Annotated in this window: 20 protein-coding genes; all 20 read left to right on the top strand. The window is 66.6% G+C overall.

Annotated elements, in window-relative coordinates; all coding sequences use genetic code 11:
- Positions 1-42: 42 nt before the first annotated feature.
- The 20 genes from rpoC to rpsH all read left to right on the top strand — a co-directional run bounded on the left by rpoC (position 43) and on the right by rpsH (position 13,808).
- Positions 43-4,254, top strand: coding sequence for a DNA-directed RNA polymerase subunit beta' (rpoC, locus tag BT98_RS0109885; protein ID WP_019462397.1), 4,212 nt, complete (start codon positions 43-45; stop codon positions 4,252-4,254).
- Positions 4,255-4,559: 305 nt separating this feature from the next.
- Positions 4,560-4,931, top strand: a complete 372-nt coding sequence (rpsL, locus tag BT98_RS0109880) for a 30S ribosomal protein S12 (RefSeq protein ID WP_019462398.1) — start codon at positions 4,560-4,562, stop codon at positions 4,929-4,931.
- An 11-nt stretch (positions 4,932-4,942) separates the two neighbouring features.
- Complete coding sequence (gene rpsG / locus BT98_RS0109875) at positions 4,943-5,419, top strand: 30S ribosomal protein S7 (RefSeq protein ID WP_019462399.1); 477 nt, start codon at positions 4,943-4,945, stop codon at positions 5,417-5,419.
- A 30-nt stretch (positions 5,420-5,449) separates the two neighbouring features.
- Positions 5,450-6,637, top strand: coding sequence for an elongation factor Tu (gene tuf / locus BT98_RS0109870; protein WP_019463282.1), 1,188 nt, complete (start codon positions 5,450-5,452; stop codon positions 6,635-6,637).
- Between the two features lie 6 nt (positions 6,638-6,643).
- Positions 6,644-6,955, top strand: coding sequence for a 30S ribosomal protein S10 (gene rpsJ / locus BT98_RS0109865; protein ID WP_019459503.1), 312 nt, complete (start codon positions 6,644-6,646; stop codon positions 6,953-6,955).
- Positions 6,956-6,974: 19 nt separating this feature from the next.
- Entirely contained in the window at positions 6,975-7,652 is a 678-nt protein-coding gene (gene rplC / locus BT98_RS0109860) for a 50S ribosomal protein L3 (RefSeq protein WP_019459502.1), read from the top strand.
- A gap of 15 nt (positions 7,653-7,667) precedes the next feature.
- Positions 7,668-8,282, top strand: coding sequence for a 50S ribosomal protein L4 (gene rplD / locus BT98_RS0109855; RefSeq protein WP_019459501.1), 615 nt, complete (start codon positions 7,668-7,670; stop codon positions 8,280-8,282).
- A gap of 32 nt (positions 8,283-8,314) precedes the next feature.
- Positions 8,315-8,611, top strand: coding sequence for a 50S ribosomal protein L23 (locus tag BT98_RS0109850; RefSeq protein ID WP_410528000.1), 297 nt, complete (start codon positions 8,315-8,317; stop codon positions 8,609-8,611).
- 3 nt (positions 8,612-8,614) lie between these two features.
- Entirely contained in the window at positions 8,615-9,451 is an 837-nt protein-coding gene (gene rplB, locus BT98_RS0109845) for a 50S ribosomal protein L2 (protein WP_026032926.1), read from the top strand.
- 4 nt (positions 9,452-9,455) lie between these two features.
- On the top strand, positions 9,456-9,734 hold the full coding sequence (gene rpsS / locus BT98_RS0109840) for a 30S ribosomal protein S19 (RefSeq protein ID WP_019459498.1): 279 nt from the start codon (positions 9,456-9,458) through the stop codon (positions 9,732-9,734).
- Between the two features lies 1 nt (position 9,735).
- Positions 9,736-10,134, top strand: coding sequence for a 50S ribosomal protein L22 (gene rplV / locus BT98_RS0109835; protein WP_019459497.1), 399 nt, complete (start codon positions 9,736-9,738; stop codon positions 10,132-10,134).
- 1 nt (position 10,135) lies between these two features.
- A complete protein-coding gene (gene rpsC, locus BT98_RS0109830; protein ID WP_019459496.1) occupies positions 10,136-10,813 on the top strand; it encodes a 30S ribosomal protein S3 in 678 nt (225 codons plus the stop codon).
- A 13-nt stretch (positions 10,814-10,826) separates the two neighbouring features.
- The gene (gene rplP, locus BT98_RS0109825) at positions 10,827-11,246 is read left to right on the top strand and encodes a 50S ribosomal protein L16 (RefSeq protein WP_019459495.1); all 420 of its coding nucleotides are present in this window, start codon (positions 10,827-10,829) and stop codon (positions 11,244-11,246) included.
- A gap of 4 nt (positions 11,247-11,250) precedes the next feature.
- Positions 11,251-11,457 (top strand): 50S ribosomal protein L29, encoded by a 207-nt coding sequence (rpmC, locus tag BT98_RS0109820; RefSeq protein WP_019459494.1) that lies wholly within the window; start codon positions 11,251-11,253, stop codon positions 11,455-11,457.
- A gap of 16 nt (positions 11,458-11,473) precedes the next feature.
- Positions 11,474-11,770, top strand: a complete 297-nt coding sequence (gene rpsQ, locus BT98_RS0109815; protein WP_019459493.1) for a 30S ribosomal protein S17 — start codon at positions 11,474-11,476, stop codon at positions 11,768-11,770.
- The gene (gene rplN, locus BT98_RS0109810; protein WP_019459492.1) at positions 11,767-12,135 is read left to right on the top strand and encodes a 50S ribosomal protein L14; all 369 of its coding nucleotides are present in this window, start codon (positions 11,767-11,769) and stop codon (positions 12,133-12,135) included. The genes rpsQ and rplN overlap by 4 nt, the downstream gene beginning before the upstream one ends.
- Positions 12,135-12,452, top strand: a complete 318-nt coding sequence (gene rplX / locus BT98_RS0109805; protein WP_019459491.1) for a 50S ribosomal protein L24 — start codon at positions 12,135-12,137, stop codon at positions 12,450-12,452. Before rplN ends, rplX begins: the two co-directional genes overlap by 1 nt.
- Complete coding sequence (gene rplE, locus BT98_RS0109800) at positions 12,449-13,012, top strand: 50S ribosomal protein L5 (RefSeq protein WP_019459490.1); 564 nt, start codon at positions 12,449-12,451, stop codon at positions 13,010-13,012. The genes rplX and rplE overlap by 4 nt, the downstream gene beginning before the upstream one ends.
- Before the next feature lie 79 nt (positions 13,013-13,091).
- On the top strand, positions 13,092-13,397 hold the full coding sequence (gene rpsN / locus BT98_RS0109795) for a 30S ribosomal protein S14 (RefSeq protein WP_019459489.1): 306 nt from the start codon (positions 13,092-13,094) through the stop codon (positions 13,395-13,397).
- A 12-nt stretch (positions 13,398-13,409) separates the two neighbouring features.
- Positions 13,410-13,808, top strand: a complete 399-nt coding sequence (rpsH, locus tag BT98_RS0109790) for a 30S ribosomal protein S8 (protein WP_019459488.1) — start codon at positions 13,410-13,412, stop codon at positions 13,806-13,808.
- Positions 13,809-13,811: the final 3 nt, after the last annotated feature.

Genomic DNA, 13,811 nt, shown 5'->3' with positions numbered 1-13,811 from the left:
GGCGCGCCCCCACCGCCGCAGGCTGGACGAGAAGGAAGGCCCATGAACGAGCTGATGAAGATCCTTGGCCAGACCGGCCAGGCTGTGAGCTTCGACCAGATCAAGATCACCATCGCGTCGCCGGAGCAGATCCGCTCCTGGTCCTATGGCGAGATCAAGAAGCCCGAGACGATCAACTACCGCACCTTCAAGCCCGAGCGGGACGGGCTGTTCTGCGCGCGCATCTTCGGTCCGATCAAGGACTACGAGTGCCTGTGCGGCAAGTACAAGCGGATGAAGTTCCGCGGCATCATCTGCGAGAAGTGCGGCGTCGAGGTGACGCTGGCCAAGGTGCGCCGCGAGCGCATGGGCCATATCGAGCTGGCCTCGCCGGTCGCGCATATCTGGTTCATGAAGTCGCTGCCCTCGCGCGTCGGCCTGATGGTCGACATGTCGCTGAAGGAGCTGGAGAAGGTCCTCTACTTCGAGTCCTATGTGGTGCTGGAGCCAGGTCTGACCGACCTCAAGCTGCACCAGCTCCTCACCGAGGACCAGTACCAGAACAAGATGGACGAGTTCGGCGAGGACGCCTTCTCCGTCGGCATCGGGGCCGAGGCGGTCAAGCAGATGCTGACCGGCATCGACCTGGGCAAGGAGAGCGCGACGCTGCGCGCCGAGCTGAAGGAGACCTCCTCCGAGGCCAAGCGCAAGAAGTACGTCAAGCGGCTGAAGCTGATCGAGAGCTTCGCCGAGGGCGGCGCGCGGCCGGAATGGATGATCCTGGACGTGGTGCCGGTGATCCCGCCCGAGCTGCGCCCGCTGGTGCCGCTGGACGGTGGCCGCTTCGCGACCTCCGACCTGAATGACCTGTACCGCCGCGTCATCAACCGCAACAACCGCCTGAAGCGGCTGATCGAGCTGCGCGCCCCCGACATCATCGTGCGCAACGAGAAGCGCATGCTGCAGGAGGCGGTGGACGCGCTGTTCGACAACGGCCGGCGCGGGCGGGCGATCACGGGCGCCAACAAGCGGCCGCTGAAGTCGCTCTCCGACATGCTGAAGGGCAAGCAGGGCCGGTTCCGGCAGAACCTGCTGGGCAAGCGCGTCGACTATTCCGGCCGTTCGGTGATCGTGGTGGGTCCCGAGCTGAAGCTGCACCAGTGCGGCCTGCCGAAGAAGATGGCGCTGGAGCTGTTCAAGCCCTTCATCTACTCGAAGCTCGAGAAGTACGGCCACGCCACCACCATCAAGGCCGCCAAGCGGATGGTGGAGAAGGAGCGTCCCGAGGTGTGGGACATCCTGGAGGAGGTGATCCGCGAGCATCCGGTGATGCTGAACCGGGCGCCGACGCTGCACCGCCTGGGCATCCAGGCCTTCGAGCCGACGCTGGTCGAGGGCAAGGCGATCCAGCTGCACCCGCTGGTCTGCACCGCCTTCAACGCCGACTTCGACGGCGACCAGATGGCCGTGCACGTGCCGCTGAGCCTGGAGGCCCAGCTGGAAGCGCGCGTGCTGATGATGTCCACCAACAACATCCTCAGCCCCGCCAACGGCAAGCCGATCATCGTGCCGTCGCAGGACATCGTGCTCGGCATCTACTACCTGAGCCTGGAAACGCCGGAGTTCCGTGCCTCGGCCGACAAGGCCGAGTATGACGCGGACGGGCGGCTGGCGAAGGCCGGGCCGCCGGTCTTCGCCGACCTGGGCGAGCTGGAGCAGGCCCTGGCGGCCGGCAGCATCACGCTGCACACCAAGATCCTGGCGCGGCGCAAGACGATGCGCCCGGACGGGTCGGTGGTGAAGGAGCGGGTGGTGACCACGCCGGGCCGGATGATGATCGGCGCGCTGCTGCCGCTGCATCCCAGCCTGCCCTATGCGCTGGTGAACCGTCAGCTGACGAAGAAGAACGTCTCCGACGTGATCGACGCGGTGTACCGCCATTGCGGCCAGAAGGAGAGCGTGATCTTCGCCGACCGGCTGATGGGCCTGGGCTTCCGCAACGCGGCCAAGGCGGGCATCTCCTTCGGCAAGGACGACATGGTCATCCCCGACAGCAAGGGGGAGATGATCGACCGCACCAAGGCCGAGGTGAAGGAGTTCGAGCAGCAGTATCTCGACGGCCTGATCACCGCGGGCGAGCGCTACAACAAGGTGGTCGATGCCTGGTCGCGTGCCACCGAGGAGGTGGCGGGCGCCATGATGAAGGAGATCTCCAAGCAGGAGGTCGGCACGCCGACCAACTCGGTCTGGATGATGTCGCATTCCGGTGCCCGCGGTTCGCCGGCCCAGATGCGCCAGCTCGCCGGCATGCGCGGCCTGATGGCCAAGCCCTCGGGCGAGATCATCGAGCAGCCGATCATCGCGAACTTCAAGGAAGGCCTGTCGGTGCTGGAGTACTTCAACTCCACGCACGGCGCCCGCAAGGGCCTGGCCGACACCGCGCTGAAGACCGCGAACTCCGGCTACCTGACCCGCCGCCTGGTGGACGTGGCGCAGGACTGCATCATCGTGGACATCGATTGCGGGACCGAGCGCGGCATTACCGTGCGGGCCGTGATGGATGGCGGCGAGGTCGTCTCCTCGCTGTCCGAGCGGATCCTGGGCCGGACGGTGCAGCGCGAGATCGTGCATCCGGACACGGGCGAGGTTCTGGCCGAGCGGAACACGCTGGTCGAGGAGGCGCTCGCCGACCGGATCGAGAAGGCCGGGGTGGAGGAGGTCTATATCCGCTCCGTCCTGACCTGCGACAGCCGTTCGGGCGTCTGCGGCCACTGCTATGGCCGTGACCTGGCGCGCGGCACGCCGGTGAACGTGGGCGAGGCGGTCGGTGTGATCGCGGCCCAGTCGATCGGCGAGCCGGGCACGCAGCTGACCATGCGTACCTTCCACATCGGCGGCGCCGCCCAGCGCGGGGCGGAGCAGTCGGCGGTGGAGGCCACGACCGACGCCACGGTGCGGATCACCAACCTCTCGGTGGTGGAGAACAGCCAGGGCGCGCCGGTGGTGATGAGCCGCAACTGCGAGATCGTGCTCACGGATGGCCAGAACCGCGAGCGGGCGCGCTTCCGCGTGCCCTATGGCTCGCGCATCCTGGTGGCGGAGGGGGCGCAGGTCCAGCGCGGCCAGAAGCTGGCCGAGTGGGACCCCTTCACCCTGCCGATCATCACGGAGCGGGCCGGTTTCGTGGAATATGCCGACCTGATCGAGGGCATCACCCTGGTCGAGCGGCAGGACGAGGTGACCGGCCTCTCCTCCAAGGTGGTGGTGGACTACAAGGCCTCCTCCAAGGCCGACCTGCGCCCCCGCCTGATCCTGAAGGACGAGAAGGGCGGCGTGGTGAAGCTGCCGAACGGGGCCGAGGCGCGCTACTTCCTTTCGCCCGACACGATCCTGTCGGTGGACAATGGCGCGACGGTGCATGCCGGCGACGTCATTGCCCGCCTGCCGCGTGAATCCTCGAAGACCCGCGACATCACGGGCGGCCTGCCGCGCGTGGCGGAGCTGTTCGAGGCCCGCCGGCCGAAGGATGCCGCGATCATCAGCGACATCGACGGCCGGGTGGAATTCGGCAAGGATTACAAGGCGAAGCGTCGGATCATCGTGAAGCAGGACGTCCCCGACGGGGAGGCTCCGATCGAGCGCGAGTACCTGGTGCCGAAGGGCAAGCACGTCTCGGTGCAGGAGGGCGACTACGTCAAGGCCGGCGACCCGCTGGTGGACGGCCCCCGCGTGCCGCACGACATCCTGCGGGTGCTGGGTGTCGAGGCGCTGGCCAACTACCTCGTGAACGAGATCCAGGACGTCTATCGTCTCCAGGGCGTGAAGATCAACGACAAGCACATCGAGGTGATCGTTCGCCAGATGCTGCAGAAGGTCGAGATCCTGGAGCCGGGCGACACCACCTACCTGATCGGGGAGCAGGTGGACCGGATCGAGTTCGACATCGAGAACGAGCATCGCCTGCGGGCGAAGGAGCGGCCGGCCCGGGCGGAGCCGGTGCTGCAGGGCATCACCAAGGCGAGCCTGCAGACCAACTCCTTCATCTCCGCGGCCTCCTTCCAGGAGACCACCCGGGTGCTGACCGAGGCGGCGGTGGCCGGCAAGGTCGATACCCTGGCGGGCCTGAAGGAGAACGTGATCGTCGGCCGGCTGATCCCGGCGGGCACGGGCTCGGTGATGAACCGGCTGCGGGCGCTGGCCGCGCAGCGGGACAAGGGGCGACTGCCGGCCTCGACTCCGGCTCTGACGGGCGGGAGCCAGGAAGCGGCCGAGTAGGGCCCGGGCAACCGCGTTCCATGCATGGCAGGGCCGGGACCTTCGGGTCCCGGCCCTGACTGTTTCGGGGCGTTCTTGCTTGACTCTGGAGGGGGGGAGGGGTAGGTCTCCGCCCCTCGACGGGGCTCACGGGCCTCGAAGGTTTTGTTCTTGGACGACAGCTCTGCGCCGCCGAGGCTGCCCTGTGCTGGGGGCGAAGTTCGGGGGTGGGATGGTGGCCCGAGGGGTGCGAAGGATCGCGCTCTGTCGGGCCCGCTCGCATGGCGGGGCTGGCGGCCACTGGGACGGGTTCACGAAGGGGCGTCATGCCGACGATCAACCAGCTCATCGCCCAGGGGCGCGAGCCGAAGCCGAGCCGCAACAAGGTTCCTGCGCTGCAGGGCTGCCCGCAGAAGCGGGGTGTTTGCACTCGCGTCTACACCACCACGCCGAAGAAGCCGAACTCCGCGCTCCGTAAGGTGGCGAAGGTTCGCCTGACCAACGGCTACGAGGTGGTGAGCTACATCCCCGGCGAGGGGCACAACCTGCAGGAGCACTCCGTGGTCCTGATCCGTGGCGGCCGCGTGAAGGATCTTCCGGGCGTGCGCTACCACATCCTGCGCGGCGTGCTCGACACGCAGGGCATCGCGAAGCGTCGTCAGCGGCGTTCGCTCTACGGCGCGAAGCGTCCGAAGTAAGGGGCTGAGAGATGTCTCGTCGTCACAGCGCAGAAAAGCGCGAAGTCCTGCCGGACCCGAAGTTCGGCGACATCGTCCTCAGCCGTTTCATGAACGTGCTGATGTATGATGGCAAGAAGAGCACCGCCGAGGGCATCGTCTATGCGGCGATGGACACGCTGAAGCGCCGCGCCGGCGCCAATGCAGACCCCCTGCGCGTGTTCCATGAGGCGATGGATAACGTGAAGCCGGCCGTCGAGGTGCGTTCGCGCCGCGTCGGTGGTGCCACGTACCAGGTGCCGGTGGAGGTTCGTCCGGAGCGCCGTCAGGCCCTGGCGATCCGCTGGCTGATCGAGTCCGCGCGCAAGCGCGGCGAGAGCACGATGGAGGAGCGCCTCTCCGGCGAGCTGATGGACGCGGCCAACAACCGCGGCGCCGCCGTGAAGAAGCGTGAGGACACCCACCGGATGGCCGAAGCCAACAAGGCTTTCAGCCACTACCGCTGGTAACAGACACCCGATCTTTAGAGAGACACGACCATGGCGAAGGCGAAGTTCGAGCGGAACAAGCCGCACTGCAACATCGGCACGATCGGGCACGTTGACCACGGCAAGACGTCGCTGACGGCGGCGATCACGAAGGTGCTGGCGAAGTCTGGTGGGGCGTCGTTCACGGCGTACGACCAGATCGACAAGGCGCCGGAGGAGCGTGCGCGCGGGATCACGATCTCGACGGCGCATGTGGAGTACGAGACGGCGAACCGGCACTACGCGCACGTGGACTGCCCTGGCCACGCCGACTACGTGAAGAACATGATCACGGGTGCGGCGCAGATGGACGGCGCGATCCTGGTGGTGTCGGCGGCGGACGGTCCGATGCCGCAGACGCGCGAGCACATCCTGCTGGCGCGCCAGGTGGGCGTTCCGGCGCTGGTGGTGTTCCTGAACAAGATGGACCTGGCGGACCCCGACCTGGTGGAGCTGGTGGAGATGGAGGTGCGCGAGCTGCTGTCCTCCTACCAGTTCCCGGGCGACGACATTCCCATCGTGAAGGGCTCTGCGGTGGCGGCGCTGGAGGACAAGACGCCCGAGATCGGCGAGCAGGCGATCCTGCAGCTGATGGCGGAGGTGGACCGCTACATCCCGCAGCCGGAGCGTCCGAAGGACCTGCCGTTCCTGATGCCGATCGAGGACGTGTTCTCGATCTCGGGCCGCGGCACGGTGGTGACGGGGCGCGTGGAGCGTGGCATCGTGAAGGTGGGCGAGGAAGTCGAGATCGTGGGCCTGAAGGACACGGTCAAGACGACGGTGACGGGCGTGGAGATGTTCCGCAAGCTGCTGGACAGCGGCGAGGCGGGGGACAACATCGGCGCGCTGCTGCGCGGCACGAAGCGTGAGGACGTGGAGCGCGGGCAGGTGCTGGCCAAGCCGGGCTCGATCACGCCGCACACGCGCTTCAAGGCCGAGGCCTACATCCTGACCAAGGAAGAGGGCGGCCGGCACACGCCGTTCTTCACGAACTACCGTCCGCAGTTCTACTTCCGCACGACCGACGTGACGGGCGTGGTGAAGCTGCCGGAAGGCGTGGAGATGGTGATGCCGGGCGACAACGTGGCGATGGATGTCGAGCTGATCGCGCCGATCGCCATGGACCAGGGCCTGCGCTTCGCCATCCGCGAGGGCGGCCGCACCGTCGGCGCCGGCGTCGTCGCCTCCATCGAGAAGTGATGCATCGTGGCTGACGCGCAAAACATCCGCATCCGCCTCAAGGCGTTCGATCACCGCGTGCTGGATGGCAGCACGCGGGAGATCGTGAACACCGCGAAGCGGACCGGCGCGCGGGTGCGGGGACCGATCCCCCTGCCCACGCATATCGAGCGGTTCACCGTGAACCGTTCCCCGCACGTGGACAAGAAGTCGCGCGAGCAGTTCGAGATCCGGACTCATCGCCGCCTTCTGGACATTGTCGACCCCACCCCGCAGACCGTGGACGCGCTGATGAAGCTCGACCTCGCCTCGGGCGTGGACGTCGAGATCAAGATCTAAGGCCGGGAGGATAGCTGCCATGGCCGCCACTAACGGCCGTACCGGCCTGATCGCCAAGAAGCTGGGCATGACCCGGCTGTTCAACGAGGACGGTTCGACCGTCCCCGTGACCGTGCTGCATGTCGATGACGTGCGCGTGGTGTCGACCCGCACCGAGGAGAAGGACGGCTATGTCGCCCTTCAGATCGGTGCCGGGAAGGCGAAGGTGAAGAACGTCTCCAAGCCCAACAAGGGCCACTTCGCGAAGACCGGCGTGGAAGCGCCGGCCAAGCTGGTGGAGTTCCGTGTCGCTGCCGACGCGGTGCTGGAGCCGGGTGCTTCGCTGACGCCGTCGCACTTCGTCGCAGGTCAGCGCATCGACGTGACCGCGACCTCGAAGGGCAAGGGCTTCGCCGGTGCGATGAAGCGCTGGAACTTCCGTGGTCTCGAGGCGTCGCACGGCGTGTCGATCAGCCACCGCTCGCACGGTTCCACGGGCAACCGCCAGGATCCGGGCAAGACCTTCAAGAACAAGAAAATGGCCGGCCATCTCGGTGTCGAGCGCATCACCACCCAGAACCTGGTGGTGGCGGGTGTCGATGCGGAGAAGGGGCTGCTGCTGGTGAAGGGCTCCGTGCCCGGCGCCGCGGGGGCCTGGGTGATGGTTCGCGACGCCGTGAAGCGCGCGCGCCACGCCGACGCGCCCTATCCGGCGTAAAGGTAGACAGAAGCGATGCAAGTGAAGGTTATCACTCTCGATAACGGCCAAGCCGGCGAGATCGAACTGCCGGAGGAGCTCTTCGGAGCCACTCCGCGGTCCGACATCATGGCGCGCGTGGTGCACTGGCAGCTCGCGAAGCGACGTGCGGGTACCCACAAGGTGAAGGGCATGGGGGAGGTCTCCGGGACCACCAAGAAGCCCTATCGCCAGAAGGGGACCGGCAATGCCCGTCAGGGCTCGCTCCGTGCGCCGCAGTTCCGCACCGGTGGCGTCGTGCATGGTCCGGTCGTCCGCGACCACGGCTACAGCCTGAACAAGAAGGTCCGCCGCATGGGCCTGATCTCGGCGCTGAGCCAGAAGGCCCGTGACGGTAAGCTCGTCGTGATCGACGTGCCGGCCGAGGCGGCCAAGACAGCGCAGCTGGCCAAGCAGGTCAAGGCGTTGGGCTGGACGAGCGCGCTGGTGGTCGATGCGACCCCGGCCGAGGGCTTCGTGCGCGCCGCGCGCAACCTGCCCAAGGTCCAGGTCATGCCGACGGTCGGCGCCAACGTGTACGACATCCTCAACCACGACATCCTCGCGGTGACGCGGGCCGGGGTCGAGGCGCTGAAGGAGCGGCTGGCGTGAGCGAGACGCAGGAGAAGGCCAAGCGCCCGGTGATCGGGCGCGAGCGGATGTACCAGGTCGTGCTGGCGCCGCTGGTGACGGAGAAGGCGACCGCCCTGAACGAGCAGGGCCAGGTGACCTTCAAGGTGGCGCTCGAGGCGACGAAGCCCGAGATCAAGGCCGCTGTGGAGGGCCTGTTCGGTGTGACGGTGAAGGCCGTGAACACCGTGGTGGTCAAGGGCAAGACGAAGCGCTTCAAGGGTCGTCCCGGGGTGCGCTCGGACTGGAAGAAGGCGATGGTCAAGCTCGGCGAGGGCCAGTCCATCGACCTCACGACGGGGCTCGCGTAAGCCATGGCATTGAAGAACTTCAATCCGGTCACCCCGTCCCTGCGCGGGACGGTGCTGGTGGACCGGTCCGAGCTGTGGAAGGGCGCGCCCGTCAAGCAGCTCACCGAGGGCAAGAGCAAGTCGGGCGGCCGCAACAACCACGGCCGCACGACCGTTCGGTTCCGTGGTGGCGGGCACAAGCAGACCTATCGCTACGTGGACTTCAAGCGGAACACCAAGTTCGGCGTTCCCGCGACGGTCGAGCGGCTGGAGTATGATCCCAACCGCACCGCCTGGATCGCGCTGCTGAAGTACCAGGATGGCGAGCTGGCCTACATCATCGCGCCGCAGCGGTTGAAGGCCGGCGACACGGTGGTCTCCGACCAGCGCGCCGACATCAAGCCGGGCAATGCGATGCCGCTGTCGGCCATTCCGGTCGGCACGATCATCCACTGCATCGAGCTGAAGCCCGGCGCCGGTGCGAAGATGGCCCGTTCCGCGGGTTCCTACGCGCAGCTGGTCGGCAAGGATTCGGGCTATGCCCAGATCAAGCTGATGTCGGGCGAGCTGCGGCTGGTGCGCGCGGAGTGCATGGCCTCGATCGGTGCCGTGTCCAACCCGGACAACAGCAACCAGCAGATCGGCAAGGCTGGTCGCTCCCGCTGGCTTGGCCGCCGTCCGCACAACCGCGGCGTGGTCATGAACCCGGTCGATCACCCGCATGGCGGTGGCGAGGGCCGGACGTCCGGTGGCCGCCACCCAGTCACCCCGTGGGGCAAGCCGACGAAGGGCTACAAGACCCGCACCAACAAGCGGACGAACAATCTGATTGTTCGCCGGCGCAACGCGACGAAGGGCTGATTAGATGGCTCGCAGTGTTTGGAAGGGGCCGTTCGTCGACGGCTACCTGCTCAACAAGGCGGATGCGGCGCGTGCGTCGGGGCGGAACGAGATCATCAAGATCTGGAGCCGCCGCAGCACGATCCTTCCGCAGTTCGTCGGCCTGACCTTCGGGGTCTACAACGGGAAGAAGTTCATCCCGGTGCAGGTCAACGAGAACATGGTCGGCCACAAGTTCGGCGAGTTCTCGCCGACGCGGACCTTCACCGGCCACTCGGCCGACAAGAAGGCGAAGCGGGGCTGAGATGAGCAAGCCGAAGCATGATCGTAGCCTCGGGGAGACCGAGGCGAAGGCGACCACCCGGAACATCCGGGTCTCGCCGCGCAAGCTGAACCTGGCCGCCGGTCTGATCCGTGGCAGGAAGGCGCAGGACGCGGTGGCGATCCTGACCTTCTCCAAGTTCCGGATCACCGACACGGTCAAGAAGACGCTGGAAAGCGCGATCGCGAACGCGGAGAACAACCACCAGCTGGACGTGGACCGTCTGGTGGTGGCCCGCGCCGAGGTCGGCCGTGCCGTCGTCATGAAGCGCTTCCACGCCCGTGGCCGTGGCCGGTCGTCGCGCGTCGAGAAGTGGTTCAGCCACCTGACCATCGTGGTGGCGGAGCAGGCCGAGACCGCGTCGCAGCAGGAGGCCGCATAACATGGGTCACAAAGTCAACCCGATCGGGCTGCGGCTGGGCATCAACCGCACCTGGGATAGCCGCTGGTACGCCGATGCCGGCTATTCCAAGATGCTGCACGATGACCTGAAGCTGCGTACGAAGCTGAAGGAGCGCCTGAAGGGCGCCGGCGTGTCGCGCATCGTGATCGAGCGTCCGGCCAAGAAGCCGCGCGTGACGATCCATGCCGCCCGTCCGGGCGTGGTGATCGGCAAGAAGGGCGCCGACATCGAGGTGCTGCGCAAGGACCTGGCGAAGCTCGCCGGGGCCGAGGTCTCCCTGAACATCATGGAGATCCGCAAGCCCGAGATCGACGCGACCCTGGTCGCCGAGAGCATCGCCCAGCAGCTGGAGCGCCGCGTGGCCTTCCGGCGCGCCATGAAGCGCGCCGTGCAGTCCGCGATGCGCCTGGGTGCCGGCGGCATCCGCATCAACTGCGGTGGCCGCCTGGGCGGGGCCGAGATCGCGCGCATGGAGTGGTACCGCGAGGGCCGCGTGCCCCTGCATACCCTCCGCGCCGACATCGACTTCGGCACGGCGACGGCGAAGACCAACTATGGCACCTGCGGTGTCAAGGTGTGGATCTTCAAGGGTGAAATTCTGGCTCATGATCCGATGGCGCAGGACAAGCGCGCCGCGGAGCAGGCGCCTCAGCGCTGAGGCGGGATGAATCATGCTGCAACCGAAGCGCACGAAGTTCCGGAAGGCCCATAAGGGCCGCATCCATGGCCTGGCGAAGGGCGGGTTCACCCTGTCCTTCGGCGGCTTTGGCCTGAAGGCCCTGGAGCCGGAGCGAGTGACGGCCCGCCAGATCGAGGCGGCCCGTCGCGCCATCACCCGCGCCATGAAGCGTCAGGGTCGCGTCTGGATCCGGATCTTCCCGGATGTTCCGGTCTCGACCAAGCCTGCCGAGGTCCGCATGGGCTCCGGCAAGGGCGCGCCCGAGTATTGGGTGGCCCGCATCAAGCCGGGCCGCATCATGTTCGAGATCGACGGCGTCAGCCAGGAGACGGCCCGCGAGGCGCTGACCCTTGGCGCGGCGAAGCTGCCGATCAAGACGAAGTTCGTGGCGCGTCTGGGCGCCGAGGCGTAAAGACATGACCAAGATCGCAGATGTCCGGGCGAAGAGCCCGGACGAGCTGAAGGCGATGCTGCTCGATCTCCGGAAGGAGCAGTTTAACCTCCGCTTCCAACGTGCCACTGGACAACTGGAGGCGGTTTCGCGTATTCGCGCGGTGCGGCGCGACATCGCCCGCGTGAAGACCGTGCTGGGCCAGTCGGCCCAGGCGGACAAGAAGGCCTGACGAGGAGACCCCGGCGATGCCGAAGCGAGTCCTCACCGGGCGGGTCGTGAGCGACAAGGGCGACAAGACGGTTACCGTCCTCGTCGAACGTCGTGTCATGCATCCGCTCTACAAGAAGTTCATCAAGCGCTCGGGCCGCTATGCGGCGCACGACGACGCCAACCTGTGCAAGGAAGGCGATACCGTGCGGATCGAGGAGTGCCGCCCCATCAGCAAGCGCAAGAGCTGGCTGGTGGTCGCGCGCAACGGTGAGGACGTCGCCCGTCCCGCCGGCTTCGAGAGCGCCCCTGTCGCGGAGAATGCGGCGGCATGATCCAGGTTGAATCCAACCTCGACGTCGCCGACAACTCCGGCGCCCGGAAGGTCCAGTGCATCAAGGTGCTGGGCGGTTCCAAGCGCAAGACGGCTTCTGTCGGTGATATCATCGTGGTGTCCGTGAAGGACGCCATTCCCCGTGCCAAGGTGAAGAAGGGCGAGGTGCATCGCGCCGTCATCGTCCGCACGGCCTATCCCGTGCGGCGTGGCGATGGCTCGGCCATCCGCTTCGACAACAACGCGGCCGTCCTGATCAACAAGCAGGGCGAGCCGATCGGCACGCGTATCTTCGGTCCGGTGGTGCGCGAGCTGCGCGCCCGCCGTTACATGAAGATCATCTCCCTGGCTCCGGAGGTGCTGTAATGGCCGCGAAGATCCGCAAGGGTGACCGCGTCCAGGTGATCACCGGTTCCGACAAGGGCAAGCGTGGCGAGGTGCTGCGCGTGATCCCCGAGGATAACCGGGCGATCGTCCAGGGCGTGAATATGGTCAAGCGGCACCTGAAGCCGCAGGGCATGAACCAGCCGGGTGGCATCCAGGAGAAGGAGGCGACGATCCACCTCTCCAACCTGGCGCTGATCGATCCGAAGTCCGACAAGCCGACCCGCGTCGGCTTCAAGGACGTGGACGGCAAGAAGGTCCGGGTGGCCAAGACCTCCGGCGAGGTGCTCGACGCATGAGCGACACTCAGAAGGAGCTGCCGCGCCTGCAGCGGCACTACAACGAAGTGGTGCGCAAGGCTCTGCAGGAGCAGTTCGGCTACCAGAACGTCATGGAGATGCCCAAGCTCTCCAAGATCGTCATCAACATGGGCGTGGGCGAAGCGGCCGGCGACAGCAAGAAGCTGGACGCGGCCGTGGCCGACCTGATGGCCATCGCTGGCCAGAAGCCGGTCAAGACCCGGGCCAAGAAGGCGATCGCGGGCTTCAAGATCCGCGAGGGGCAGGCGATTGGCTGCAAGGTCACGCTGCGCCGCGCGCGGATGTACGAGTTCCTGGACCGTCTGGTGACGATCGCGATGCCGCGCGTCCGCGATTTCCGCGGCCTGCCCGGCAACCGTGGCTTCGACGGCCGTGGCAATTTCGCCATGGGCCTGAAGGAGCAGATCATCTTCCCGGAAATCGCCTACGACAAGGTCGAGGCGGTGCGTGGCATGGACATCCAGTTCGTGACCACGGCAAAGACGGACAAGGAGGCCAAGGCCCTTCTCAAGGCCTTCGAGCTGCCTTTCGCCAATTAATCTCGGAAAACCGGCCCGGCCCGTTCCCTTCCCAGTTGGCAGGGGGCGGGTGGGGCCAGGTTCTGGAGGATAAGATCGCATGGCCAAGACTTCGGCTGTCGAGAAGAACAACCGGCGCGCCAAGCTCTCGGCGCTGCACGCGGAGAAGCGTGCGGCGCTGAAGGCTCTGGTGATGGACCGCGAGGCGCCCGTCGAGGAGCGTTTCGAGGCCACCCTGAAGCTCGCGCAGCTGCCGCGGAATGGCGCCAAGGTGCGCGTCCGCCTGCGCTGCGAGCTGACTGGCCGTCCCCGCGGGAATTACCGCAAGTTCAAGCTGAGCCGTAACGCGCTCCGTGACCTGGCCTCCTTCGGCCAGATTCCCGGGCTCGTGAAGGCCTCCTGGTAAGGCGGAGGATCGATGTCCCTGTCCGATCCGCTGGGTGATATGCTCACCCGTATCCGCAATGGTCAGCGCGCGCGGCAGAGCCGCATCGTGTCTCCCGCGTCGCGCCTGCGTGCCGACGTGCTGGATGTCCTGAAGCGCGAGGGCTATATCCGTGGCTACAGCTCCGAGGACGTGCGCCCTGGCGTGAGGATCCTCAACATCGAGCTGAAGTACTCGGAGGGCGAGCCGGTGATCAAGGAGATCAACCGGGTGTCCAAGCCGGGCCGCCGCGTCTACGCGAAGATCAAGGAGCTGCCGAAGGTCTATAACGGCTTCGGCGTTTCCATCCTTTCCACGCCTCGCGGCGTGATGAGCGACAATGAGGCCCGCGCTGCCAATGTTGGCGGCGAAGTCCTCTGCCGCGTGTTCTGAGGA

Origin of the sequence: Roseomonas mucosa ATCC BAA-692 (assembly GCF_000622225.1) — a bacterium.
GTDB classification, from domain to species: domain Bacteria; phylum Pseudomonadota; class Alphaproteobacteria; order Acetobacterales; family Acetobacteraceae; genus Roseomonas; species Roseomonas mucosa.
Note: the sequence above shows the minus strand (reverse complement) of the source record. Positions and strands in the feature narration are given on the sequence as shown.

Coding starts and splice junctions, on each gene's coding strand:
- rpsH (WP_019459488.1), top strand. CDS start 13,410: ATGTCCCTGTCCGATCCGCTGGGTGATATGCTCACCCGTATCCGCAAT.
- rpsG (WP_019462399.1), top strand. CDS start 4,943: ATGTCTCGTCGTCACAGCGCAGAAAAGCGCGAAGTCCTGCCGGACCCG.
- rplN (WP_019459492.1), top strand. CDS start 11,767: ATGATCCAGGTTGAATCCAACCTCGACGTCGCCGACAACTCCGGCGCC.
- rplP (WP_019459495.1), top strand. CDS start 10,827: ATGCTGCAACCGAAGCGCACGAAGTTCCGGAAGGCCCATAAGGGCCGC.
- rpmC (WP_019459494.1), top strand. CDS start 11,251: ATGACCAAGATCGCAGATGTCCGGGCGAAGAGCCCGGACGAGCTGAAG.
- rpsL (WP_019462398.1), top strand. CDS start 4,560: ATGCCGACGATCAACCAGCTCATCGCCCAGGGGCGCGAGCCGAAGCCG.
- rplX (WP_019459491.1), top strand. CDS start 12,135: ATGGCCGCGAAGATCCGCAAGGGTGACCGCGTCCAGGTGATCACCGGT.
- rplE (WP_019459490.1), top strand. CDS start 12,449: ATGAGCGACACTCAGAAGGAGCTGCCGCGCCTGCAGCGGCACTACAAC.
- rplV (WP_019459497.1), top strand. CDS start 9,736: ATGAGCAAGCCGAAGCATGATCGTAGCCTCGGGGAGACCGAGGCGAAG.
- rpsN (WP_019459489.1), top strand. CDS start 13,092: ATGGCCAAGACTTCGGCTGTCGAGAAGAACAACCGGCGCGCCAAGCTC.
- tuf (WP_019463282.1), top strand. CDS start 5,450: ATGGCGAAGGCGAAGTTCGAGCGGAACAAGCCGCACTGCAACATCGGC.
- rpsQ (WP_019459493.1), top strand. CDS start 11,474: ATGCCGAAGCGAGTCCTCACCGGGCGGGTCGTGAGCGACAAGGGCGAC.
- rpsS (WP_019459498.1), top strand. CDS start 9,456: ATGGCTCGCAGTGTTTGGAAGGGGCCGTTCGTCGACGGCTACCTGCTC.
- rpsC (WP_019459496.1), top strand. CDS start 10,136: ATGGGTCACAAAGTCAACCCGATCGGGCTGCGGCTGGGCATCAACCGC.
- rplC (WP_019459502.1), top strand. CDS start 6,975: ATGGCCGCCACTAACGGCCGTACCGGCCTGATCGCCAAGAAGCTGGGC.
- rplB (WP_026032926.1), top strand. CDS start 8,615: ATGGCATTGAAGAACTTCAATCCGGTCACCCCGTCCCTGCGCGGGACG.
- rpoC (WP_019462397.1), top strand. CDS start 43: ATGAACGAGCTGATGAAGATCCTTGGCCAGACCGGCCAGGCTGTGAGC.
- rplD (WP_019459501.1), top strand. CDS start 7,668: ATGCAAGTGAAGGTTATCACTCTCGATAACGGCCAAGCCGGCGAGATC.